This is a genomic window from Streptomyces albiaxialis (assembly GCF_039530985.1).
Lineage (GTDB): Bacteria > Actinomycetota > Actinomycetes > Streptomycetales > Streptomycetaceae > Streptomyces > Streptomyces albiaxialis.
The window spans coordinates 64656-86259 of record NZ_BAAAPE010000032.1 but is presented as its reverse complement, the minus strand read 5'-3'; the positions used below and the strand labels follow the sequence as shown (position 1 = coordinate 86259).

Genomic DNA, 21604 nt, shown 5'->3' with positions numbered 1-21604 from the left:
CCCGGGTTCAGTGCTCGTCGGCCGTGAGGAAGTCGAGCAGGATCTGGCGGCTCGTCTGCGAGGTGAGGCTGCCGTACGCGTCGTCGAAGGCGTGCTCCGCGAACGGGAGTTCCCGGACCTCGGTGTCCACGCCCTGCCTCTTGAGCGCGTCGCCGAAGCCGGTGACGGTCTCGGGGCGGGCGCTGCGGTCGCGGTCGCCGACCACGAGCAGGGTGCGGGGCAGGCCGGGCCGGACGTCGTTGGTCGGGGACACCTCGCGATAGCGGTCCGGGTACTGCTCGGGAGTGCCGCCGGTGAACATCTCCGCCGCCTCGCGGGTTCCGGCCACGTCGTCCTTCCACATCCGCGTCACATCGGTACCGGGGTAGAAGCCGATGACGGAGGCCGGGGGCGCGGGGGTGGCGCCCTCGGGGGCCTTGAGGGTGCCGTTGTGGAGGCGGTAGGCCGTGTTCATCGCCAGGGTGCCGCCCGCCGACATGCCGCCGAGCGAGACCCGTCCGCTGTCGATCCCGTACGTATCGGCGTTCTTCCGCACCCAGCCCAGCGCCGAGGCGAGGTCCTGCGGGGCCTTGTCCCAGGTGGGACGGTCGGGCCCGGCAAGGCGGTAGTCGACGGCGAAGACGGCGACGCCGTGGTCGGCGAGCCAGCGGCCGGTGCCGCGCAGGTCGCTCTTGTCGAAGGTGTGGAAGCCGCCCGCGTGCGCGAGTACGACGGCGGGGATCCCGTCGCCCTTCCCGGATTTCCCGGATTTCCCGGTCTTCCCTGACCTCTGGGGCAGGTACGCGTCCACCCGTTGCGGCGTGCCGTCGGGGCTCGCGTACGTCTCGGTCGCGTCCGGCTTCACCGCCGGATAGGCGAGTTCGGTGAACGCCTGGCCCAGGGAGATGTCCACGCCGGCGTTCTGCGCGGCCCGGAACTGGATTCCCCCGATGGCCAGCGCGCCCATGGCACACAGGGTCGCGAGGGCGGTGACCGTACGCCCCCAGCGCACCAGGCCCGAACGCCAGGCCAGTGCGGCGAGTACGGCCGCGACGAGGGCGAGGAGGGCTATGTGGAACGGGTACTGTCCGCCGAGCACCGGCCCGATCACCCCCACCTTGGGTAGGGCCGGAAAGTACGCGCCCAGGATGATGGCGAGGGCCAGGAACGCGAGCAACGAGGCGAGGGCGGCGGAGACGCCCCGCAGGATCCGTACCGCGCGGCTTCCCCGGGAGTGTGGGTGTGGGGGCGTGTGCGGGCGAGAGCGTGGGTGGGGGTCGGGGGGCGTGGTCGTGGGCCTGGGCGTGGGCATGGCTGTGCTCCTGCTTCTGTGAGGTGGGTGAGAGGGGATGCCGTAACGGTAGAAACCGGGCACCCGCTCCGGCCTCACGCTGTGGAGCCGTTCCTCTGCCTGGCTCTCAGGTAGGGGTCACAGGTTGGTGCGGCCCGGGGAGACCAGGCCCGTCTCATAGGCGAAGACGGCCGCCTGGGTACGGTCCCGCAACTGGAGCTTCTGCAGGATGCTGCCCATGTGGGTCTTGACGGTCTGCTCGGCGACGACGAGTTCGGCGGCGATCTCCGCGTTGGAGAGCCCCTGGGCGACGAGGGTCAGCACCTCCGTCTCACGGTGGGTGAGTTCGTCGATCCGTACCTGAACGGGTGGCCTGGTGGAGCTGCTCAACCGGGCGAACTCGGTGATCAGCCGCTTGGTCAAGCCGGGGGAGAGCAGGGCCTCGCCGGCGGCCACCGTGCGTACGGCTTCGGCCAGTTGGACCCCGGAGGCGTCCTTGAGGAGGAAGCCGCTCGCTCCGGCGCGCAGGGCCTCGTACACGTATTCGTCGAGGTTGAAGGTGGTCAGGACCAGGATCTTGGTGTCCAGGCCGGGCTGCCGGGTGATCCGGCGGGTGGCGTCGATGCCGTTCAGCCCCGGCATCCGGATGTCCATGACCATCACGTCGGGGCGCAGCTCCTCGGCCTTCGCGACCGCCTCCAGGCCGTCCACGGCGGTCGCGGTCACTTCGAGGCCTGGCTGGGCGTCGAGAAGGACCGAGAAGGCCTCGCGGACCATGGCCTGGTCGTCGGCGATCATCACCCGGATCGTCATACGGCTCGTTCCCTGTCTGCGGTCGGGGCCGCGGCAGGCACCGGCAGCAACGCTGTGACCTCGTAGCCGCCGCCGGTCGTGGGTGTGGGGGTGGGTGTGGGCGTGGACATGGGCGTGGACATGGGCGTGGGCCCCGCGGAGAACTCTCCCCCGAGCGTCGCGGCGCGTTCGCGCATGCCCAGGATGCCGTGGCCCACTCCCGGCGAGGGCGGCGCGGGCCGCCGCGCGGGACCGTTGAGGACCCGCAGCCGGAGGGCGGACGGGGCGAACTCCAGCTCGACATGGGCTGCCGCTCCGGGGGCGTGGCGCAGGACGTTGCTGAGCGCCTCCTGCACGATGCGGTAAGCCGCCAGCTCCACGCCTCCGGGCAGCGGGCGGCGCTCCCCGGAGACCACAGCCGTCACGTCGAGCCCCGCCGCACGCACACCGGCGAGCAGGTCGTCGAGCCGCTCCAGGGTGGGCTGCGGGGCCTCGGGGATGCGGCCCTCGGGAGCGGCCTCGGTCGCGTCCTCGGAACGGAGCACTCCCAGCAGGCGACGCAGCTCGGTGAGCCCCTCCAGGGCACCCGCGCGGATGTCGGCGAGTGCCGTGACCAGCGCCGGGGGCGGATCCGCGACCCGGTACGGGGCCGCTTCGGCCTGGATCGAGATGACGGACATGTGGTGGGCGACCACATCGTGCAACTCGCGTGCGATACGGGCACGCTCCTCCAGCACGGTGCGGCGCGCCCGTTCCTGCGCGAGGGCGGACTCCTGCTCGGCGAGCCGGGCACGGACCTCCCGCGTCCCCCGCACCCCGGCCGCGGCGGCCACGACGAGGGCGAACAGCGCCAGCATGATCCCGGTGAAGCGCCAGGGCACGGCCCCGTACGTCTGAAGGGCGAGGAGAAGTGCCGCGCTCGTCAGCGTGGTCCAGGCCAGTACGCGTGGCGGGTTGCGCAGCGCGATCAGGAACAGCAGCCCGGCGTGCACGGCCCATGCCCATCCCCCGTACGAGGAGTAGGGCTGATGCAGCGAGAAGAGCGGCAGCATCACCAGCGACAGCCACCAGGCGGGCAGCGGCCGGCGCAGGCCCGCCACGAGCAGCGCCGCGTGGAGCATCCCGAGCGGGCGCGCCCGCATGTCCTCGGTACCGAAGTACGCCGCGAGTGCGGCCAGTGCCGCGACCGCGAGATGCGGCAGCCGGCGCAGCGCCCGCGGCCCGCTCATCGGCGGCATCGGCTGCGGGGCGGACGGGAACAGATCCCTGCGTACGGTGCCGAGTGTTCTGCGGGCGGCGGGCACTGTTCCTGTCCCCGGGCTGGCGCTGGTCATGCGGTCAGTATTGCCCATTTGTCCTTTTGTTCGTGTGGTCGGGCAAGGCATGTGCGGCCCTACGAGCTGTCCCTGGTGGCCCCGGGCACGAAATTACGCGGCCTGCCCTCGGGGCGGCCTCACCCCGAGGAGCCGTCTTCCGCTCTGGCTCTCAGGTATGAGGGACGGGCTCCGGCACGGCAGGGCGGGGGCTAGGGTGCGATCGCATGACCGATCGTGTTCTGGAGCTGCTGCGTACGCGTCCTGATCTGGCCGAACTGGCCGCGTTTCCGTTCAACTTCGACATCGAACGGGCGGACCACGTCGAGGAGGTCCACCTCGCCTCCGGCGCGTCGCTGGAGCCGATCGCGGGCGACGACACCGGCGGCACGTTCTTTCTGTGCGGCGGAAGGACGGTGCTCCACGCCTCCTCCGACGGCCACGCGTCGCTGTGCGGCGAGAGCGTCGCCGAGGCCGTGGAACTCCTCGTCCGGCTGCCGTGGTGGTGCGAGGACGTGTCGCCCGAACTGGACGAGGAAGGGCTGCGCGCGGCGGTGCGCGAGGGCGACGCCGAGGCGCGGGAGCAGTTCGCGCCCGATCTGGACGCGCAGCGGACGGCGCTGCTCAGCGGCCTGGGGCTGCCGACGGACCGGCCGCTGACGGAACTCGTCGCCATGGACGAGGCCGCGACCCGCCGCACCGAACCGGACCACGTGCTCCTCAACTCCGCCGAACTGTGCGCGTACCGACTGGAGGGGCGCTACCGCCAGCCCCTGCGCGACCTCGTCCTCGCCCCGGGCCGCGAGGCACTGTCGCGGTTGCGGAACGATCCGCAAGCTGACGATTCCGACGCGGACGAAACGCTGACCGATCCGTTGCTACGGGCCGGGATGCTGCGTGCGGCGTGGGCCGACCGCCAAGGCGGCGACCTGCCGCTGCTCCGGCTCCTGCTGGAGCGCGAGAACGCCGAGCGGAGCGAGTGGTTCCACGAACGGCGGCTGGCGGCGGCGCTGGTGGCGTCGTACGGGCGGGAAGAGGACGTTCCGCTCCTGCGGGAGGCCACGTCGGGGCAGGTCACCGATGTGGCGGGCGCACTCGCATACGGGCGGGACGCCGTCGCGGACGCTGGCGAGAACGCCGTCGCGGACGCCGTCGAGGACGAGTTCACCTGGATCGAGCTGGCCCACCGGCAGGGCCTCGTCGAGAACGCCCGGGTCGCGCTCATCCGCATCCTCGACGACACGGGCCCCGACCCGGTACGGCTGCGCGCGGTGAGCCGCGCGCTGGAACGCCTCGGCGACCACGCACAGGCGGCACGCGCCCAGTTCAACCTCCTCTCCCTCCAGGGCACCGCGGCCGACCGGGCGGCCGAGGCGTACGTACTCGCCCGTCTGGAACGCCTCAAGGGCGACCTCGCCGCCACCGAACGCGCCCTGGAACGCGCACGGACGGCGGTCGGCATCGACGGTTCCAAGGTGGGTGCCCCGCCGGACGGGACGGTTTCCTCGTGGCCACGGCGCGGCCTCGGCTGTCTGATCACCGAGCAGCATCTCGAACTGACGCTGGCCGCCGTCGGGGCGGGCGAGACGGAGCTCGCCCGCCGCACGATGGCGCACTCCCGCCTCCTCCTGGACACGATCGGCAAGGAATCGGCGAAGGCCCTGAGCGGACTGTCCACCCGGGCGAAGTGGGCGGTGGCGGGGCTGGGACGCTCCGGGAGCGACCGGCGGCGGTGAGGGCGCCCGCTCACGGAGCCGTCGGCGGCTCGTTCTCGTACGCGCGGTGGAGCAGCTCCAGGAAGGACGGGGCCTCGGGGATCTTGGTGTCGGCGATGCGGTGGACGGGGACGCCCGGCGTCCAGGAGTTCATGACGACGGAGCCGGAGAGCGCGGGGAGATCGGCGGGCGTGATCTCCCGCGTGAGCTGCGGGACGCCGAGCCGGTCCAGTTGCCGCCGGACGATGGCCATCGTCGTACCGCCCAGCATCGCGGCCTCGGGCCACACCACCGACGTTCCGTCCCAGAAGGCCAGGTTCCAGATCGATGCCTCGCTCAACCTTCCCCGGCCGTCGAGGAACGCGGCGTCGTCGAAGCCCTGAGCCACGGCCTTGCGCAGGTAGTACGTCTTGGCCATCTCGCCCACGTGCTTGATCTCCGGCACGACCCGCTCGTGCGGGAAGGCGGCGAGGGACAGCGGGCCCTCGGGGCCGTTCGTCGGCGGGCCGGTACGGACGAGGAGTTCGGGCTCGGCGTCGGGGTCGGGGACCCTGAACTCGCCCGTGGGGGAGTGCACGGTCGCCCTGAGGGAGAGGTCGGACGGCCCGGCCTCCAGCGCCGTACGCAGCTCGGACAGCACGCGCTCGTCCGGCAGCGCCCGGCCGAACAGCTCGACCGAGGCCGAACGCAGCCGCTCCAGATGAAGATCGAGCCCGCGCACCCGGCCCCCTCGTACCTGCATGGCGGTGAAGTGCGCGTATCCGGCGAAGGCGAGCGGGCCCAGCTCCTCGGCGGTCGCCGCCCGGCCGTCGCGCTGCACGACGTAAGAGGTCATCGCGGTACTCCTGCGGTAGGGGACCGTACGGCTCGGAACCGGTTGCCGCGAGATGGTGCCGATGGAGACGATCCGGATCGGAACCAGTACGGTCGGAAATGATTCGGAAGTGATTCAGAAGTGATGCAGTGATTCGGAAACGATGTGGCGCGGAACGGGCCTACGGAATGCCCGCTCACGACGCCGACGCTATGGCTTCACACCGGTGAGAAGGTCAAGCTCGCGCCGCTGGGACGAGCCATGTCGGAGAACGGGGGGGGCAGACGCAGATGCTGATAGGGGAACTGTCACGGCGCACCGGCGTCAGTACGCGACTGCTGCGGTACTACGAGGAACAGGGCCTGCTCGACGCCCAGCGCGGCGCGAACGGCTACCGGCACTACGACGAGGGCGCCTTCCTCACCGTGCGGCAGGTACGGGCTCTGCTGGACGCGGGCCTGTCCACCGAGCTGATCCGCGACATCCTGCCGTGCGTGCGCGGCGAACGGCCCGAGATCGAGATGTGCGTGGACCTGCGCGAGGTCCTGGGGCGGGAGCTGGCGGCCACGGACGCGCGCATCGACGACCTCCAGCGGAACCGCCGCGCGCTGGCGAGCTACTTGGGCGAGCCGGATCCCGCGCCGTCGACGCAGCGCTGAGAGAAGTCCCCACCTGGGGCCCTGGGCCCCCGGCGCCGGGCCCCAGGGTCAGCTCGACCCTCTCGACGCCGACTCGCTCGGTACCTCGACGCCGGTCCGCCCGGCCCGTCAGCCCGCTCGGCTGAGGACGTCGCGGGGCGCGGCGTCGAGCACCGTGTCCAGCAGGGAACGCGAGGTGCGCAGGGCGTCGATCTCGCGGGTCATGCGCTCCCGTTCGGTACGGAGCTGTCCCACGAGGTTGGGGCAGGTGGGCGCCAGGCGCCCGTCGTCGTCGCGGATGCAGGGGAGGACCTGGGCGATGACGGCGGTCGAGAGCCCGGCCGTCAGCAGGCAGCGGATACGGCGCACGGTCTCCAGGTCCGCCTCGCTGTACTCGCGGTAGCCGCTGGGCAGCCGCTCGGGGGAGAGCAGGCCCTGCTGCTCGTAGTAGCGCAGCGAACGTTCATGGACCCCGGACCGGCGGGCCATCTCCTTCATCCGCAACGAAACCATCCCCTTCGGACTCAGGGTGAGAGCCGACTTGACTCTGACACCAATGTCGGAGTTTAGCGTTCTGGACATGGCTACTGACCAGGCACTTCTTCGCCCCCACCGGTACGAGCGGTACGAACTCGACGTCCTCACCCGCGGGAGCGGCCCCGCGCTGCTGCTCGCGCATGGCGCGGGCGGCGGGATTGAGGGCAACTTTGGTCTCGTCCTGGACGATCTGGCACGGGACCACACGGTGATCGGACCGTCCTACCCGGGAGTGGGCCGTACACCGCTTCCGGAGGAGCCGCTCGACCTCGACGTGCTCGCCGACAGCCTTGTCGCCTCGGCCGTCGAACGTGGGCACGAGCGGTTCGCCGTCCTCGGCGAGTCGCTGGGCAGCGCCGTAGCGGTCCGGGTCGCGACCCGGCACCCCGAACGTGTCACCGCCCTCGTCCTCACCGCGGGGTTCGCCGTCGCCGACCCCGTGCTCGACGGCGCCGCGCGCCTCATCGCCACGCTCACGGAGGCGGGCGAACGGCGTGCGGTCGCCCGCTTCGCGGCGCTCACCGTCCTCGCGGAACACCACCTCGCCGCGATGTCCCCCACCGACATCGAGGAGGCCGTCAACGGCGTCCTGGCGGGAATGCCCGACGGAATGCCCGCCCACTTCGAACTCATCACCCGCGTCGACGTCCGCGACGACCTCGCCCACGTCCGCGTGCCCACCCTGGTCGCGGTGCCGACCGGCGACCGTCTGGTCCTGCCGGACAGTACGCGCCGCCTCGCGCACGGCATCGCCGGAGCCACCCTCCTCGAACTCCCCGGCGGCGCCCACATCCTGGACGAGACCGACAGGGCGGAGTGGCTCACGCACGTACGGCGGTTCCTCGCGGGGCAGGCCGCCTAGGCGGCTCCGCCGCGCGGTGTCCCACTGCGCGGTGTCCCGTCTCGCGGCGTCTCGCCTCGAGGGGCGTCGTCGAGCGCCTTCAGTGCGCCTTTCAGCCAGCGCAGTTCCGCCTCGCTCGTGGCGCGGGCGATCGTGAGCAGCCCCTTGCGGAAGGGGTCCTCCACCTCCTCCGCGGGCAACGGCCGGTCGCCCTCGTAGAAGAAGCTGCTCGGCCGCTCCAGGAAGGCCAGCCGACGGCGCAGCACCGCCGCCTGCTCGGACGGGCTGTCGAGGTGGCGGAGGAACGCGAGCACGGTGAACCAGCGGTTCTCGTCGCTGATGTCCGTGTCGTCGGCCTCGCGCAGCCTGCGGCGCAGCTCGTCCCGGCCCTCGGAGGTCAGTGTCAGCGTGTGGCGGGGCGCGGCCCTGCTGCCCGGCTCCGTACGGCGGTCGAGCCGGCCCGCGCGCTCCAGCCGTTTGATCGCCGGATAGAGCGTCCCGTCGGCGATGGGGCGCACATGGCCGGTGAGGTGCGCGACGCGGCGCTTCAGCTCATAGCCGTGCAGCGGCTGCTCGTACAGGAATCCCAGGATGGCCAGCTCCAACACCCGAGTATCTTCCCTCACCGTCGCTATACCTCGCAACCTATGTATAGTCTCGGCGATGTATACGGCGTACGAGGAGGACGGCCCATGCGCGATGCCCAGGTGACCCCGGACGGGGCGCGGATCCGATGGGTGGAGATCCCGGCCGCCGGGGAGGGGGACGGTGCCGGTGCCGGTGCCGGTGCCGGTGGCGGTGCCGGTGGCGGTGGCGGGGTCGGCATCGCCTCCGCGCGGCCGCGCGTCTGGCTGCACGGGCTCGGCGCCTCGTCAGGCCCGTACTTCGCCGCGAGCGCCGCACACCCCCTGCTCGCCGGGCCGCGCTCTCTCCTCGTCGATCTGCTGGGTTTCGGCATCAGCGACCGGCCCGCCGACTTCGGCTACAGCCTGGAGGAGCACGCCGACGCGCTCGCCCGCGCCCTGGAGGCGGCGGACCTGGGGGCGGGCGGCGCGGATGTCGTCGCGCACAGCATGGGCGGTTCGGTCGCGATCGTCCTCGCGGCCCGCCACCCGCACCTGGTCGCGCGGATGGTTCTGATCGACGCCAACCTCGATCCGATCGATCCGCAACGGAACGGTCCAGGCAGCAGCGGAATATCGGCCCAGACCGAGGAGGAGTTCCTCGCGGGCGGCTGGCGCGCGGTGCGCGACAAGGCCGGACCCCACTGGTGGTCCACCATGCGGCTGGCCGGACGTGAGGCGCTGCACCGCAGCGCCGTCCACCTGGCGCGCGCGACGGTGCCGACGATGCGGGAGCTGCTGCTGAAGCTGGAGATCCCCCGTACGTTCCTCCGCCCCGAGGGGGACGGACCCCTGCCCGACGAGGAGGGGCTCGTCGCGGGCGGCGTCACCGTCGTGCCCGTACCCGACTGCGGGCACAACGTCATGCTGGACAACCCGGAGGCGTTCGTACGGGCGACGGCCGCCGCGCTGCGTCCCTGAGGAGCGGCACCCGGCACCCGGCACCCGGCACCCGGGGCGCGGGCGTTCACCAGGAGCGGGCCGCCTCCAGCAGGCGGTCGCGTACGCGCGCGACATGCGGGTTGGCCGCCGAGCCCGGGCGCTGGACGAGATAGGCGGTGTTGATCGGCGGATCCTCCGGCTCGCGCAGCGCTACGAGGGCACCGGAGGCCAGCTCGTCCAGGCACAGGTAGCGGGGGAGCACGCTGAACCCCGCGCCCGCCGTGAGCGCCGACAGCACACCCCGCAGATCCGGCACGGTGACGGCGGCCTGGCACGAGAGGTGCTTGCCGAAGACATGGCGCCAGTAGCGCCGGGCGATGGGCAGGTCCTCGGCGTAGGTGATCAGGGGCACGGAGTGCAGGGCGGCCGGTAGTTCGTCCGCGGTAGCGGCACCGGCACCGGCACCGGCACCGGCATCAGCACCCGCGTCGGCGTTCAGCCGTTCCGCCCAAGAAGGCGCGGCGACCAGTACGAACTCCTCGTCCATCAGCGGCACGGCGCTCAGCGTCCGGCCGCGGGGGCGCGTGGTCGCGATGACCAGGTCGTGACGGCCGCCCGCGCGCATTTCCTCCAGCAGCGCGTCGGTCAGGCCCGTACCGACGCGGAGCCGTACGCCGTCCTCGACCAGCGGCGCGAGCGCGGGCAGCGCGCGGGCGCACAGCAGCTCGGCGGGCCCCGCGAGGTGGACGGGGTCGGGGCGAGGCGTCTCGTCCGCCTGCGGATCCCCGGTGCCGCCGCCCGCGACGGCGGCGAGGGCGTCGAGCGGGGCGACCACGCGGGCGGCCAGCTCGTCGGCGAAGGGGACGGGGGAGACGCCGCGCGGCAGCCGTTCGAACAGCTCGCGCCCGAGCTGCCGCTCCAGGGCGCGGATCTGCGTGGTCACCGTCGGCTGCGACAGTCCCAGCAGGTGGGAGGCGGCCGTGAAGGACCCGGAACGGTACACGGCCAGGAAGGTCCGCAACAGATTCAGATCCCGCATACGGCTCACTTTACTCATTGGGATCTCTATGGGAGCCAGAGGATCTTCTATTGGAAACCGATGGCGAACGCGCTTACGTTCGAGATCAGTGGGCGCGCTGACGTTCTGCGTGCAGAACGTCAGAACGTAGACGATCCGCCAGGCCATCATCCGCAGCCCACGCGCGCGGATCGCGCACGCGGAACGTGGGGCGCGGAACCCGGACGGCCGATCCCGAGCAGTGGAGATGAGTGGCATGGCAAAGATCCTTTTCGTGGTGACCGGTGTCGACCACTGGACGCTCGCCGACGGCACCCGGCACCCCACCGGCTTCTGGGCCGAGGAGGCCGTCGCCCCGTACGAGGAGTTCACGCGGGCCGGCCACGAGGTCGTCGTCGCCACCCCCGGCGGCGTCGTCCCCACCGTCGACCAGGGCAGCCTCTCCCCCGACGCCAACGGCGGGCAGGAGGGCGCGGAACGCATGAGCGCCGCGCTCGCCTCCTTCACCGAGCTGGAGCACCCCGTACGCCTGGAGGACGTCGACCTGGCCGACTACGCCGCGGTCTTCTACCCCGGCGGCCACGGCCCCATGGAGGACCTCTCCGTCGACGCGGACTCGGGTCGTCTGATCACCCGGGCCCTCGACTCCGGTACGCCGCTCGGCGTGGTCTGCCACGCCCCCGCGGCCTTCCTGGCGGCCACCCGCGAGGACGGCGCGCACGCCGTGGCGGGCCACCGGATCACCGGGTTCACCAATGCCGAGGAGCGCCAGGCCGGGTTCGCCGACAAGGCGTCCTGGCTGCTCCAGGACCGGCTGACGGAGGCGGGCGCCGCGTTCCAGGAGGGCGAGCCCTGGGCCCCGCACGTGGTCGTCGACGGCACGCTCGTCACCGGCCAGAACCCGGCCTCGTCCGCGCCCCTGGCCGTCGAACTGCTGAAGAAGCTGGCCTGACCCATGGGCACCGGGCGGCTCGACGAGGTCCTGGACGCGACGTACACGTGTCTCGTCAGATACGGCGTACGCCGCACCACCATGGACGACATCGCCACCGTCATGGGCGTCTCCCGCTCCGCCGTCTACCTCTACGTCCGCGGCAAGGACGACGCCTTCCGCAGGCTCGCCGAACGGCTGCACACCCAGGCGCTCGAACGCGCCAGGGAGTCCGCCGAATCGGACCTCCCGCCCGCCGAACGCGTGCGCGGCATCCTCGCCGCCAAGCTCGACCTGGTGCTCCAGCTCGCCGGTGACTCCCCGCACGCCGCCGAACTCCTCGACGAGAAGGCACGCCTCTTCGGCGACATCTGCCACGACTTCACCGCGCGGCTGCGCGGGATGCTGGCGGACGCGTTCGCCGAGACGTTCGCGGAGGCCTCCGCGGCGGCGGGTGCCGCGGGGACGGGTGCCGCCGGGGCGGGCGGCCGGGGCCAGGGGCAGGTGGAGCCCGCCGAGGCGGCCGACATCTGCATCGCGCTCGTCATCGGCCTGGAGTCCGTGCCCGACGGAGCGCGTCTCCTCGGCCCGGCGGCCGAGGCCCTGCTCGCGGGCCTGCTGCCGACGGGTGCGGCCGGGTCCGGCGCGAACGGGTTCGCCGCGGATGGATCCGTCGCGGATGGATCCGCCGTGGAGGGGTCCGTTGCGGACCATGCCGAGGCGGACCATGCCGAGGCGGACCGTCCCGTTGGGGACAGTCCCTGACGACCTTCAACGGCCGCTGGCGGCCCCCCCGCCCACTGCCTCCCACCCCCATCCCCCTCCCCGTCCCGTCCCCAAGATCAATCTCCCCGACAGCAACACCCCGCACAGAAAGCACGGCTCATCATGACTACGCAGCAGCACCTCACCCTGAACAACGGCCTCCGCATGCCGCAGCTCGGCTTCGGCGTCTGGCAGGTCGAGGACGACCAGGCGTACGAGGCCGTGTCCGCGGCCCTCCAGTCCGGCTACCGCTCGGTCGACACCGCCCGCATCTACGAGAACGAGACCGGCGTCGGCCGTGCGCTGCGCGACGCGGACGTCGCGCGCGAGGACGTGTTCCTCACCACCAAGCTGTGGAACAGCGACCACGGCCACGACGAGACCCTCAAGGCGTTCGACGCCAGCCTGGAGCGCCTGGGCACGGACTACGTCGACCTGTACCTGATCCACTGGCCGGTGCCGGAGCAGGACAGGTACGTCGAGGCCTGGCGCGCCATGGAGAAGATCTACGCCGACGGCCGTGCCAAGGCGATCGGCGTCTCCAACTTCACCGCGCGGACCCTGGGCCGCCTGCTGGACGAGACGGACATCGTGCCGGTCCTCAACCAGATCGAGCTGCACCCGTACTTCGCCCAGGGCGAGATGCGCGCCTTCAACGCCAGCAACAACGTGGCCACCGAGGCCTGGAGCCCGCTCGGCCAGGGCAAGGAGCTTCTGGGTGAGCCGGTGCTCGCGCGCATCGCCGAGAAGCACGGCAAGACCGCGGCCCAGGTCGTCATCCGCTGGCACCTCCAGCTCGGCAATGTCGTCATCCCCAAGTCCGTGACCCCGTCGCGGATCAAGGAGAACATCGACGTCTTCGACTTCGCGCTGGACGCAACCGACATGAACGACATCGCGGGCCTGGACCGCGGCGGCCGTATCGGCGCCGACCCGGCCACCATGAACTGGCTCGGCTGACCGGCCGCCCGCCTGGCCGCTCGCCCGACCGGCCGACCGCCTGACCGCTCGCCGACTGTCGAGCGGTCAGGCGCCGTTCATGCCGTTCACCCGTTCAAGGCGTCGAGGTCCACGAGCTGTTCGCGCAGCCCGTGCTCCTCGGCGTAGCGACGGCGGCACGTGTGATGGCAGAAGCCGTACACCGTGCCGCCGTGCTCCAGTTTCAGGTCCGTGTCCGCCTCGACGGTCATCCCGCACACCGGGTCCAGCAGCCTGCCGAGCGGTGGCGTGGGGACCTTGCCCTGGGAGAGGTTCTGCCGGTAGGTGCGCGTCAGTTCTTCCAGCAGATCGTCCGCTCCGAAACTCTTCCCGTACAGACCGATCCCGCCCTCGGAGATGCCGAGCATGTGGACCGTGGCGTGCGGGGAGTTCCACAGCCGTTCGGGATCGCGCCCGGCGGCCTCCTCGGTCTCGGCCAGCGCCCGGGTGACCCTCTCGATGACGCTGTCGCCCATTCTCTTGCGCCAGGCCCCCGGAACGCTGACCCGTACGACATAGCGCGGCGGATCCGCCGGGTCGGCGCCGTTCTCCCCCGGGCGCGAGCCCACGAACCAGCCGTCGGTCTCGTGGACGAGCGCCTGGGCCAGCGTCCTGGCGACGTCGAGGACCTCACTCGCGTGTGTGCCGTCGTCGGTCGTGAGCGCCTCGACCAGGCGGCGGGCGAGGGCCTGCCGCTCGTCCGGGCCGAGCGCGCCTCGGGGTACGTACACGTCGAACAGCAGCATGAGGGGCTCCCTTTCCAGGGCTTCCAGGGCTTCCGGGCATTCCGGGATTTCCGGGATTCCGGTCCGGTGTTCCGTCGTGCTGCCAGGTTCGTGCCAGCCGGGGGCGGGAGAATCCTGCGGGCGTTGACTCCTCTTCGTACGCCCCCGGTCGTACGTCCCGGGGCGAGGTCCGCCCGTGGGAGGGGGCCGTCAGCGGCCCGCCCCCTGGAGAACGGGTATCAACTGTTCCTCTTCATAGAGAAGATGAGCTTCCAGATCGTCCGTGATGCGTTCGACCTCGGCGAGGAGGCGAGCCGTCTCCATGCCGTCCGCCCTGAGGAGCTGCTGGAGCTCTTCCAGGAGCGCGGCGAGCTTCTCGTGCTCCTCGTTCAGCCGCTGGACGGTCGGCGCGAGCGAGGGGTCGGCGTCGACGAGTGCGGGGAACATGCCGAGGGACTCGCCCGTGTGGTGGTTGTGCAGGCCCTGGCAGAGGGTGAGGCAGTTGATGCGGAGCTGCGCGCCGATACCGGGTCCGGAGGAGACGATCTCGTCGCGGATGAGGGCGAGTTCGCGCCGGAAGGCGTTGTGGACCACCCGGAGCGCCTCGCCCCAGTCGTCGGCGTTGGGGTTCGGCGGGCCGGGGACGGCGTCGAGGGCGACGACGGGGATCACGCGGTCCGTCTTCGCCTGGTAGTCGGCCCAGCCCGAATCGGTCTCCACGGCGCGCGCGAACGCGGCGTCGCGCTCCTCGCGCTCCAGAACGGTCGCGGTGACCTCGTACGTGAACGCCCCCGACTCGACGGTGGCACGCGGGTGCGCCCGCAGGTTGTGGAACCAGGCCGGGTGGCGCGGCGCCCCGCCGGCCGACGCGATGACGAGCACGCGTCCGTCGCCGTCGGCGAGATAGCCGAGCGGGGTGGTGTGGGGCGCGCCGGAACGGGCGCCCGTGGTGGTCAGGAGAAGGAGGCGGGCACCCTCGAAGGTGCCGCCGACGCGGCCCTCGTTGGCGCGGAACTCGGTGATGATGTGCTGGTTGAAGTCGTTCGGCATTCGCTGCTTTCTCGTCCGGAGGAAAAAGATTCGCGGAGGGAATGCAGCGAAGGCGGGCCTCTCGCCCGCCCGGCGGTCAAGCCGTGGCCGGGCGCCTCACTCGTGCGTGGCCCATGGCCGACCCGGTAGTCACGGGAAGCACGGTATTACGGGGGAGGGGACGGGGCAATGGGATTCGGCGAAACGATTCTCTGGCGGACTATCTTGCACGGTTCCATCCTGTACGGATCTATCCAACACGGAACGAATCGCTACCCTGGCGGTATGACTGCCATGGCGCCCACGCGCACCCAGCCCGACCTGTCCTTTCTCCTGGATCACACCAGTCATGTGCTGCGCACGCAGATGTCCGCGGCGCTGGCCGAGATCGGGCTGACCGCGCGCATGCACTGCGTGCTGGTCCACGCCCTGGAGGAGGAGCGGACGCAGGCCCAGCTCGCCGAAATCGGCGACATGGACAAGACCACGATGGTGGTCACCGTCGACGCGCTGGAGAAAGCCGGGCTCGCCGAGCGCCGCCCGTCCAGCACCGACCGCAGGGCCCGGATCATCGCGGTGACGGAGAAGGGGGAGCGGGTCGCGCGGGAGAGCCAGGAGATCGTCGACCACGTGCACGTGGAGGCGCTGTCGGCGCTGCGGCAGCGGGAACGGGAGACGCTCGTCAAGGCGTTGGAGCGGCTGGCAGGGGGGCATCTCGCGGCCCCTGTCGAGAGCGAGCGCCCGGTGCGGAGGGCGCGGCAGCGGGGGGAGAAGGGGTAGGGGTCGGGCCGGGGCCCGGTCGAGGAGGGGTGGGAGGTCCGTCGGTCCGGGCGCCGACCGAGGGTTAGATCCGAGAAAGATAGTCCGCAACAAAACTATCTGCTACGTTCTCTTCTGTCGTCCTCATGACAGGAGAGACCCATGTCGCCTGCTGTGCCCCCGACTCCAGCCTCGACCCCAGCTCCAGTCCCAGCGCAGGTCCCCGCCCAGGGCCCAGCCCTCTCCCGCGCCCCGCGCTCCCGGTGGATCGCCCTCGGGGTGATCGCCACCGAGTCGCTGATGGTGATCCTCGACGGCAGCATCGTGACCGTCGCGATGCCCGCCATCCAGAACGACCTGGGGTTCTCGCCCGCGGGTCTGAGCTGGGTCGTCAACGCCTATCTGATCGCGTTCGGCGGCCTGTTGCTGCTGGCCGGGCGGATGGGCGATCTGCTCGGGCGGAAGCGGATGTTCCTGGCCGGGGGCGCGGTGTTCACTCTCGCGTCGATGCTCGCCGGCGCCGCCACGAGCCCGGCGCTGCTGGTCGCCGCGCGCTTCCTCCAGGGCGTCGGCAGCGCGATGGCCTCGGCTGTCGGGCTCGGCATCCTCATCACGCTCTTCCCCGAGGCGCGTGAACGGCGCCGCGCCATCGCCGTGTTCAGTTTCACCGGCGCCGCGGGCGCCTCGATCGGGCAGGTGCTCGGCGGCGTGCTCACCGACGCGCTGAGCTGGCACTGGATCTTCTTCATCAATCTGCCGATCGGGATCGCCGTCTTCGTCCTCGCGCTGCGTTCGCTCCCCGCCGATCGCGGCCTCGGCCTCGCCGCGGGCGCCGACGGGCCCGGGGCGCTGCTGGTCACCGCGGGGCTGATGCTGGGGATCTACACGGTCGTCCAGGTCGAGAGCCACGGCTGGACCTCGGCGCGGACGCTGGGCCTCGGCGCACTGGCTGTGGTGCTGCTCGTGGGGTTCGTCGTCCGCCAGGCAACCGTTCGGACGCCGATCATGCCGTTGCGGATCATCCGCTCGCGGAGCGTCGCGGGCGCCAATCTGGTGCAGGTCCTGATGGTCGCCGCGCTCTTCTCCTTCCAGATCCTCGTGGCCCTCTACCTCCAGCAGGTCCTCGGCTACGGCGCGGCCAAGACCGGCCTCGCCATGCTCCCCGCGGCCGCCGTCATCGGCGTCGTCTCCCTCGGCGTCTCCGCCCGCCTCAACGCCCGTTTCGGCGAACGCGCCGTGCTCCTCGCCGGGCTCGTCCTGCTGACGGGAGTCCTGGGCCTTCTCGTCCGTCTCCCCGTCCAGGCGAACTACGTCACCGACCTGCTGCCGGTGATGCTGCTCGCTGCCGGGTTCGGGCTCGCGCTGCCCGCGCTCACCACCCTCGGCATGTCCGGCGCCCAGGAGGACGACGCGGGACTCGCCTCCGGTCTCTTCAACACGACGCGCCAGATCGGTATGGCGCTGGGCGTGGCCGTGCTCTCGACGCTGGCCGCTTCCCGTACGGACGCGCTGCTCGCCGAGGGGCGGTCCCGCGCGGAGGCGCTGACCGGCGGCTATCACCTGGCGTTCGCCGTCGCGACGGGTCTCCTCGTGACTGCGTTCGCCGTAGCGGCCCTCGTCCTCCGGCGCCCTCGCGCCTGACCAGGGCGTACGGCCCACACCTCGCGCCCCCTAGTCCTTCTCCGCCCCTATCCCTTCTCCACCCTTCGCCCCCTCTCCACTCTTGACCTCTCCGAAGGAGCACCTATGAACGCCGCCGACGCAGCCGACGCCCAGTCCGAAGAAGCCAAGCCCGCGCCCCGTGTGCTCACGGACGCGGAACTGGACGCGCTGCTCCAGGAGCAGCAGTTCGGGGTCCTCGCGACCGTCAAGCGCAGCGGGCATCCGCATCTGTCCACCGTGGTCTACCGGTGGGACCCGGAGGAGCGCACCGTACGGGTCTCCGCGACCAAGGACCGCCTCAAGGTGCGTCACATAGGGCGCGACCCTCATGTGGCACTGCATGTGTACGGGCCGGACGTCTGGTCGTTCGCTGTGGTGGAGGGCGAGGCGACGGTCGTACCCGACCCGGGGGGTGAGACCGAGGACCGCGTGACCATCGAGCTGCGGGCCGCACGTCTCTACGGGACGGCGCTGGACTTCCCCTCCGGGTCGTAAGGCCCTTGTCCCTACTGCCGTCCCCACCGCTGCCTCTACCGCGCCACCCCGAACGCGCGTGCCGCGTCCCGCGCGGCCTGTTCGGGGAGGGCGGGGTCCGGGTCGGAGCGGAGCAGCACCAGATGGTGGTACAGGGGCGCGGTCGCGGCGATCAGCACGCGGCGGGCGTCCGTGTCCCGGGGCAGTTCCCCGCGCCCGGCGGCGCGTTCGACGAGGACCTCGCAGCGCCCGTACCGGTCCTCCCAGAAGCGGCGCAGCGCCTCGGCGGCCTCCGCCGAGCGGAACGACGCGGCGATCAGCGCGGCCGTCACGGAGGGGCGCGCGGTGAGCGCCGCGTACAGCTCGCGGTTGAGGGCGCGCAGATCGTCATCCAGGGCGCCCGTGTCCGGCGGAGTCCAGTCGTCGTCGGCCCCGGCGTCGAGAACGTCCGCGAGAAGGCCTCCCACGTCCCGCCAGCGGCGGTACACGGTCGTACGGTGCACACCCGCGCGGGCCGCGACCGCGTCGACGGTGAGCGCGTCGTACCCGCCCTCCACGAGTTCGGCGCCGACCGCTTCGAGCACCTGGGCCCGCACCCGGGCGGTCCGGCCCCCGGGGCGACGCCCAGAAGGTCGGTCAGGAGACCGCCCAGGAGCACGCTCACGCGACCGCCCGGAACGTCCCTCGGCCTCTGAGGAGGCACTTGCCCTCGCTGACGTACCCATGGCACCATGCTAACGCAACTGTTGTCGCACTAGTGAGGTAGCCCGTGCTCTTCCGCAGCGTTCACCCGGTTTGGCCCGCACCCATCTCGAACGCTCCGGAGACCACGTATGCCCACGCAGATCACGGCGCTCGCCGTCACCAAGTCCTTCGGTGAACTGACCGTCCTCTCCGACGTCACCGTCTCGTTCGCCGCCGGTGAGCGCACAGGGATCATCGGTGAGAACGGGTCGGGGAAGTCCACCCTGCTCCGCCTGCTCGCCGGGCTCGACCGGCCCGACAGCGGTGAGATCGTCGTCCGCGCCGACGGAGGAGTCGGCCATCTCGCCCAGGACGAATCTCTGCCCCCGCATCTGACCGTCCAGGACGTCATCGACAGGGCCCTGTCCGAACTGCGCTCCATGGAGGCGCGGCTGCGCCATCTGGAAGCCGCCATCTCCAAAGGGGCGGAAGGGGCCGAGGAAGCCAAGGAGGCCGAGGACGCCCTCGCCGAATACGGCGAACTGCTCACCGTCTTCGAGCAGCGGGGCGGTTACGAGGCGGAGGCCCGCGTCGAGCGTGCCCTGTACGGGCTCGGCCTCGGCCTCCTGCCGCGCGGCCGTCACGTGGACTCCCTCTCAGGGGGCGAGCAGGTACGGCTGCGTCTCGCCTCCGTCCTGGCGGCGGCCCCCGAGGTGCTGCTCCTGGACGAACCCACCAACCATCTGGACGCTGCGGCCCTCTCCTGGCTGGAGGAACATCTCCGTACCCGGCGCGGCACGACCGTGGCGGTCTCGCACGACCGGGTCTTCCTGGAACGCGTGACCACCACCCTGCTGGAGGTCGACGCCGACCGCCGCACCGTCGTCCGGTACGGCAACGGGTACGCGGGCTATCTCGCCGGAAAGGCCGCCGCCCTGCGCCGCTGGGAGCAGGAACACGCGCGCTGGACGGACGAGATCGCGCGGCTGCGCGAGTCCGCCGCCACGACGGCCCGCAGGGTCGCGCCGGGCCGCGCCATGAAGGACGGCAACAAGATGGCGTACGACCGCGCGGCGGGCCGCGTGCAGCAGTCCCTCGCCAGCCGGGTGCGGAACGCCGAGGAGCGCCTGAGCCGCCTTCTGGCCGAGCCGGTGCCGCCCCCGCCCGAACCGCTCCGTTTCGCCCCGTCGTTCGGCGGCGGGAGGCGGCTGGAGGGGCCGCTGCTCGAAGCCGACGGCGTGACCGTTCCCGGCCGCCTGGCGCCGACGGCGCTCGCCGTCGAGGCGGGCGACCGTGTGCTCGTCACCGGGCCCAACGGGGCCGGGAAGAGCACCCTGCTGGGCGTCCTCGCCGGGGAACTCCCTCCCGGCGGCCATCTGGTGACCAAGGGACGCGTTGGCCACCTTCCGCAGGAGCCCGGCCCCGGGCGCCCCGGCGAGACGCTGCTGCGTGCCTACGCGCGCGGGCGCGCGGGGACGCCCGAGGAGCACGCCGAGAAACTGCTCTCCCTGGGGCTGTTCACTCCGGACAAGCTGTCCGTCCCGGTGACGGCCCTTTCGACCGGGCAGTGCCAGCGGCTCGCGCTGGCACGGCTGGTGACCACGCCGTCGGACGTGCTCCTGCTGGACGAACCGACGAACCATCTGTCCCTGGCCCTGGTGGAGGAGATGGAGGCCGCGCTGGAGATGTACGAGGGCGCGGTGGTCCTCGTCAGCCACGACCGCCTGCTTCGCTCCCGCTGGAAGGGCCGCGAACTCGCCCTTTCTTAAGAGGACAGCTTCTCAAGAGGGCAGCTTCTTAAGAGGACAGCGCCTTCGACAGGCGGCGCAGCCCCTCCTCGATCTCGGCGGGGGTGTGGGTGACGAACGACAGCCGCATCGTCGCCGCGTCCGGGCGCTCGACATGGAAGGGCGCCCCGGGGACGTACGCGACGTCGTGCGCGACGGCACGGGGGAGCAGCTCGGCGGCGTCGTACCCCTCGGGGAGGCGGGCCCAGACGAACATGCCGCCCTCCGGACGGTTCCACCGCGAGCCGTCCGGAAGGGCGTCCGGCAGTCCCGCGAGGAGGGCGTCGCGGCGCTCCCCGTAGACCGCGCGGATACGGGAGATGTGCGCGTCCAGGTCGTTGTCGGCCAGATAGCGCGCGGCGGCCATCTGGTTGACGGTCGGGGTGTGCAGATCGGCGGACTGCTTGACGACCGTGCAGGCGCGCAGCAGTTCGGCGGGGGCGCGCATCCAGCCCAGGCGCATGCCGGGGGCCATGATCTTCGAGAAGCTGCCCAGCAGCACGGCCCGGTCCCCGGCGCCCACGGCCCCGGCGCAGGCGGTGAGGCGGGGGACGTCCTCGCCCTCGTAACGGAGTTCGCCGTACGGGTCGTCCTCGACCAGCCAGAGGCCGCGCCGTGCGGCCAGTCCCGCGACGGCCTCGCGCCGTTTGGCGGGCATGGTGCGGCCGGTGGGGTTCTGGAAGGTGGGGACGGTGTAGAGCAGCTTGGGACGGAGGCGGACGAGCAGCTCGTCCAGGGCCTCCAGGTCGGGCCCGTACTCGTCGCACGGCACGGGCACCACTCGGGCGCCCGCGAAGCCGAAGACCTGGAGGACGGCCAGATAGCACGGGTCCTCGACCAGCACCGTGTCGCCGGGCTCGATCAGCGCGGTGGCCAGCAGGGTCAGCGCCTGCTGTGAACCGGCCGTGATCAGCAGGGACGCGGGGTCCGTGGGCAGCCCGCCGGCCGTCAGGCGGGCGGATATCGCGCCGCGCAGCTCCGGGTCGCCCTCGGTGGTGCTGTACTGGAGCGCCGCGCTGCCCGAATCGGCGAGCACCGCGTCGTAGGCGCGGGCCAGGCCCGTCACGTCGAAGAGTTCGGGGGCGGGCAGACCGCCCGCGAAGGAGATGATCTCCGGCTTGGCCGTGGTCGCCAGGATCTCCCGTACGGCCGAGCCGCCGACGGCGGTGGCGCGGGAGGAGAGAGCGGGCGGGGGCGCGGCGGCGCTCCGGGGGCTCGCGGTGCTCATGACGAGGCGACTCCTTGTTCGTTCCAGCGGCCTTGGAGGCTACAGGACCGCTGGTCAGAGCCTTACCGAGGCTGTAGAGGGGCCCCGAGTCCGTAGAGGGGCCCCGAGGTCGCAGAGGGGCCGTGGGGGCCGTAGAAGG

At 71.8% G+C, this 21604-nt stretch carries 22 protein-coding genes; 11 read left to right on the top strand and 11 right to left on the bottom strand.

Translation table 11 applies throughout. The features are described 5' to 3' along the window. Positions 1–7: 7 nt before the first annotated feature. The 3 genes from ABD343_RS40450 to ABD343_RS40440 form a co-directional block, all read right to left on the bottom strand. The gene (locus ABD343_RS40450; RefSeq protein WP_344535864.1) at positions 8–1156 is read right to left on the bottom strand and encodes an alpha/beta hydrolase; all 1149 of its coding nucleotides are present in this window, start codon (positions 1154–1156) and stop codon (positions 8–10) included. Positions 1157–1408: 252 nt separating this feature from the next. After that, a complete protein-coding gene (locus ABD343_RS40445) occupies positions 1409–2083 on the bottom strand; it encodes a response regulator (protein WP_344535863.1) in 675 nt (224 codons plus the stop codon). Next, positions 2080–3396, bottom strand: coding sequence for a sensor histidine kinase (locus ABD343_RS40440; protein ID WP_344535861.1), 1317 nt, complete (start codon positions 3394–3396; stop codon positions 2080–2082). The genes ABD343_RS40445 and ABD343_RS40440 overlap by 4 nt, the downstream gene beginning before the upstream one ends. A 206-nt stretch (positions 3397–3602) precedes the next feature. On the opposite strand from ABD343_RS40440, the gene ABD343_RS40435 reads away from it, so the two are divergent. Continuing rightward, positions 3603–5111 (top strand): hypothetical protein, encoded by a 1509-nt coding sequence (locus ABD343_RS40435; protein ID WP_344535860.1) that lies wholly within the window; start codon positions 3603–3605, stop codon positions 5109–5111. 10 nt (positions 5112–5121) lie between these two features. Here the strand turns inward: ABD343_RS40435 and ABD343_RS40430 are convergent, their stop codons facing one another. Beyond that, on the bottom strand, positions 5122–5925 hold the full coding sequence (locus tag ABD343_RS40430) for an aminotransferase class IV family protein (RefSeq protein ID WP_344535858.1): 804 nt from the start codon (positions 5923–5925) through the stop codon (positions 5122–5124). A gap of 269 nt (positions 5926–6194) precedes the next feature. On the opposite strand from ABD343_RS40430, the gene ABD343_RS40425 reads away from it, so the two are divergent. Further along, positions 6195–6563 (top strand): MerR family transcriptional regulator, encoded by a 369-nt coding sequence (locus ABD343_RS40425; RefSeq protein WP_344535857.1) that lies wholly within the window; start codon positions 6195–6197, stop codon positions 6561–6563. A gap of 108 nt (positions 6564–6671) precedes the next feature. Here ABD343_RS40425 and ABD343_RS40420 read toward each other — a convergent pair whose 3' ends face one another. Then, positions 6672–7040 (bottom strand): MerR family transcriptional regulator, encoded by a 369-nt coding sequence (locus tag ABD343_RS40420; RefSeq protein ID WP_425578388.1) that lies wholly within the window; start codon positions 7038–7040, stop codon positions 6672–6674. A gap of 82 nt (positions 7041–7122) precedes the next feature. Here ABD343_RS40420 and ABD343_RS40415 point away from each other — a divergent pair, with 82 nt between their 5' ends. Then, positions 7123–7941, top strand: coding sequence for an alpha/beta fold hydrolase (locus ABD343_RS40415; protein ID WP_344535854.1), 819 nt, complete (start codon positions 7123–7125; stop codon positions 7939–7941). Here ABD343_RS40415 and ABD343_RS40410 read toward each other — a convergent pair. Continuing rightward, positions 7938–8528 carry a PadR family transcriptional regulator gene (locus ABD343_RS40410; protein WP_344535910.1) on the bottom strand — a complete coding sequence of 197 codons (591 nt, stop codon included), beginning with the start codon at positions 8526–8528 and terminating at the stop codon, positions 7938–7940. The genes ABD343_RS40415 and ABD343_RS40410 overlap by 4 nt on opposite strands. Before the next feature lie 84 nt (positions 8529–8612). Here ABD343_RS40410 and ABD343_RS40405 point away from each other — a divergent pair, with 84 nt between their 5' ends. Beyond that, on the top strand, positions 8613–9464 hold the full coding sequence (locus tag ABD343_RS40405; RefSeq protein WP_344535852.1) for an alpha/beta fold hydrolase: 852 nt from the start codon (positions 8613–8615) through the stop codon (positions 9462–9464). Positions 9465–9510: 46 nt separating this feature from the next. Here ABD343_RS40405 and ABD343_RS40400 read toward each other — a convergent pair whose 3' ends face one another. Then, positions 9511–10464 carry a LysR family transcriptional regulator gene (locus ABD343_RS40400; protein ID WP_344535851.1) on the bottom strand — a complete coding sequence of 318 codons (954 nt, stop codon included), beginning with the start codon at positions 10462–10464 and terminating at the stop codon, positions 9511–9513. 235 nt (positions 10465–10699) lie between these two features. Between ABD343_RS40400 and ABD343_RS40395 the strand changes: the two genes are divergently transcribed. The 3 genes from ABD343_RS40395 to ABD343_RS40385 all read left to right on the top strand — a co-directional run bounded on the left by ABD343_RS40395 (position 10700) and on the right by ABD343_RS40385 (position 13099). Continuing rightward, positions 10700–11395: a type 1 glutamine amidotransferase domain-containing protein gene (locus ABD343_RS40395; RefSeq protein ID WP_344535849.1), complete on the top strand. Its 696-nt coding sequence runs from the start codon at positions 10700–10702 to the stop codon at positions 11393–11395. 3 nt (positions 11396–11398) lie between these two features. Next, entirely contained in the window at positions 11399–12139 is a 741-nt protein-coding gene (locus tag ABD343_RS40390) for a TetR/AcrR family transcriptional regulator (RefSeq protein ID WP_344535848.1), read from the top strand. Between the two features lie 123 nt (positions 12140–12262). Continuing rightward, positions 12263–13099: an aldo/keto reductase gene (locus ABD343_RS40385; RefSeq protein WP_344535846.1), complete on the top strand. Its 837-nt coding sequence runs from the start codon at positions 12263–12265 to the stop codon at positions 13097–13099. An 86-nt stretch (positions 13100–13185) separates the two neighbouring features. Here ABD343_RS40385 and ABD343_RS40380 read toward each other — a convergent pair whose 3' ends face one another. Both ABD343_RS40380 and ABD343_RS40375 read right to left on the bottom strand, forming a co-directional pair. Then, complete coding sequence (locus tag ABD343_RS40380; RefSeq protein WP_344535844.1) at positions 13186–13863, bottom strand: hypothetical protein; 678 nt, start codon at positions 13861–13863, stop codon at positions 13186–13188. Positions 13864–14052: 189 nt separating this feature from the next. Beyond that, complete coding sequence (locus ABD343_RS40375) at positions 14053–14892, bottom strand: nitroreductase/quinone reductase family protein (RefSeq protein WP_344535843.1); 840 nt, start codon at positions 14890–14892, stop codon at positions 14053–14055. A 264-nt stretch (positions 14893–15156) separates the two neighbouring features. Between ABD343_RS40375 and ABD343_RS40370 the strand changes: the two genes are divergently transcribed. The 3 genes from ABD343_RS40370 (at position 15157) to ABD343_RS40360 (ending at position 17787) form a co-directional block, all read left to right on the top strand. Then, on the top strand, positions 15157–15651 hold the full coding sequence (locus ABD343_RS40370; RefSeq protein ID WP_344535841.1) for a MarR family winged helix-turn-helix transcriptional regulator: 495 nt from the start codon (positions 15157–15159) through the stop codon (positions 15649–15651). Positions 15652–15792: 141 nt separating this feature from the next. Further along, a complete protein-coding gene (locus ABD343_RS40365) occupies positions 15793–17271 on the top strand; it encodes an MFS transporter (RefSeq protein WP_344535840.1) in 1479 nt (492 codons plus the stop codon). Between the two features lie 105 nt (positions 17272–17376). Further along, complete coding sequence (locus tag ABD343_RS40360) at positions 17377–17787, top strand: pyridoxamine 5'-phosphate oxidase family protein (protein ID WP_344535838.1); 411 nt, start codon at positions 17377–17379, stop codon at positions 17785–17787. Between the two features lie 35 nt (positions 17788–17822). On the opposite strand, the gene ABD343_RS40355 is transcribed toward ABD343_RS40360, so the two are convergent. Continuing rightward, positions 17823–18491 carry a TetR/AcrR family transcriptional regulator gene (locus ABD343_RS40355; RefSeq protein WP_425578387.1) on the bottom strand — a complete coding sequence of 223 codons (669 nt, stop codon included), beginning with the start codon at positions 18489–18491 and terminating at the stop codon, positions 17823–17825. A 108-nt stretch (positions 18492–18599) separates the two neighbouring features. On the opposite strand from ABD343_RS40355, the gene ABD343_RS40350 reads away from it, so the two are divergent. Then, entirely contained in the window at positions 18600–20219 is a 1620-nt protein-coding gene (locus ABD343_RS40350) for an ABC-F family ATP-binding cassette domain-containing protein (protein WP_344535835.1), read from the top strand. Positions 20220–20247: 28 nt separating this feature from the next. On the opposite strand, the gene ABD343_RS40345 is transcribed toward ABD343_RS40350, so the two are convergent. After that, complete coding sequence (locus ABD343_RS40345; RefSeq protein ID WP_344535834.1) at positions 20248–21465, bottom strand: aminotransferase-like domain-containing protein; 1218 nt, start codon at positions 21463–21465, stop codon at positions 20248–20250. Positions 21466–21604 lie beyond the last annotated feature (139 nt).

Excerpts from the sequence above, each read along its gene's own strand:
- ABD343_RS40445 (WP_344535863.1), bottom strand. The coding sequence starts at position 2,083 with ATGACGATCCGGGTGATGATCGCCGACGACCAGGCCATGGTCCGCGAG.
- ABD343_RS40440 (WP_344535861.1), bottom strand. The coding sequence starts at position 3,396 with ATGACCAGCGCCAGCCCGGGGACAGGAACAGTGCCCGCCGCCCGCAGA.
- ABD343_RS40435 (WP_344535860.1), top strand. The coding sequence starts at position 3,603 with ATGACCGATCGTGTTCTGGAGCTGCTGCGTACGCGTCCTGATCTGGCC.
- ABD343_RS40430 (WP_344535858.1), bottom strand. The coding sequence starts at position 5,925 with ATGACCTCTTACGTCGTGCAGCGCGACGGCCGGGCGGCGACCGCCGAG.
- ABD343_RS40425 (WP_344535857.1), top strand. The coding sequence starts at position 6,195 with ATGCTGATAGGGGAACTGTCACGGCGCACCGGCGTCAGTACGCGACTG.
- ABD343_RS40420 (WP_425578388.1), bottom strand. The coding sequence starts at position 7,040 with ATGAAGGAGATGGCCCGCCGGTCCGGGGTCCATGAACGTTCGCTGCGC.
- ABD343_RS40415 (WP_344535854.1), top strand. The coding sequence starts at position 7,123 with ATGGCTACTGACCAGGCACTTCTTCGCCCCCACCGGTACGAGCGGTAC.
- ABD343_RS40405 (WP_344535852.1), top strand. The coding sequence starts at position 8,613 with ATGCGCGATGCCCAGGTGACCCCGGACGGGGCGCGGATCCGATGGGTG.
- ABD343_RS40400 (WP_344535851.1), bottom strand. The coding sequence starts at position 10,464 with ATGCGGGATCTGAATCTGTTGCGGACCTTCCTGGCCGTGTACCGTTCC.
- ABD343_RS40395 (WP_344535849.1), top strand. The coding sequence starts at position 10,700 with ATGGCAAAGATCCTTTTCGTGGTGACCGGTGTCGACCACTGGACGCTC.
- ABD343_RS40390 (WP_344535848.1), top strand. The coding sequence starts at position 11,399 with ATGGGCACCGGGCGGCTCGACGAGGTCCTGGACGCGACGTACACGTGT.
- ABD343_RS40385 (WP_344535846.1), top strand. The coding sequence starts at position 12,263 with ATGACTACGCAGCAGCACCTCACCCTGAACAACGGCCTCCGCATGCCG.
- ABD343_RS40380 (WP_344535844.1), bottom strand. The coding sequence starts at position 13,863 with ATGCTGCTGTTCGACGTGTACGTACCCCGAGGCGCGCTCGGCCCGGAC.
- ABD343_RS40375 (WP_344535843.1), bottom strand. The coding sequence starts at position 14,892 with ATGCCGAACGACTTCAACCAGCACATCATCACCGAGTTCCGCGCCAAC.
- ABD343_RS40370 (WP_344535841.1), top strand. The coding sequence starts at position 15,157 with ATGACTGCCATGGCGCCCACGCGCACCCAGCCCGACCTGTCCTTTCTC.
- ABD343_RS40365 (WP_344535840.1), top strand. The coding sequence starts at position 15,793 with ATGTCGCCTGCTGTGCCCCCGACTCCAGCCTCGACCCCAGCTCCAGTC.
- ABD343_RS40360 (WP_344535838.1), top strand. The coding sequence starts at position 17,377 with ATGAACGCCGCCGACGCAGCCGACGCCCAGTCCGAAGAAGCCAAGCCC.
- ABD343_RS40355 (WP_425578387.1), bottom strand. The coding sequence starts at position 18,491 with ATGGGTACGTCAGCGAGGGCAAGTGCCTCCTCAGAGGCCGAGGGACGT.
- ABD343_RS40350 (WP_344535835.1), top strand. The coding sequence starts at position 18,600 with ATGCCCACGCAGATCACGGCGCTCGCCGTCACCAAGTCCTTCGGTGAA.
- ABD343_RS40345 (WP_344535834.1), bottom strand. The coding sequence starts at position 21,465 with ATGAGCACCGCGAGCCCCCGGAGCGCCGCCGCGCCCCCGCCCGCTCTC.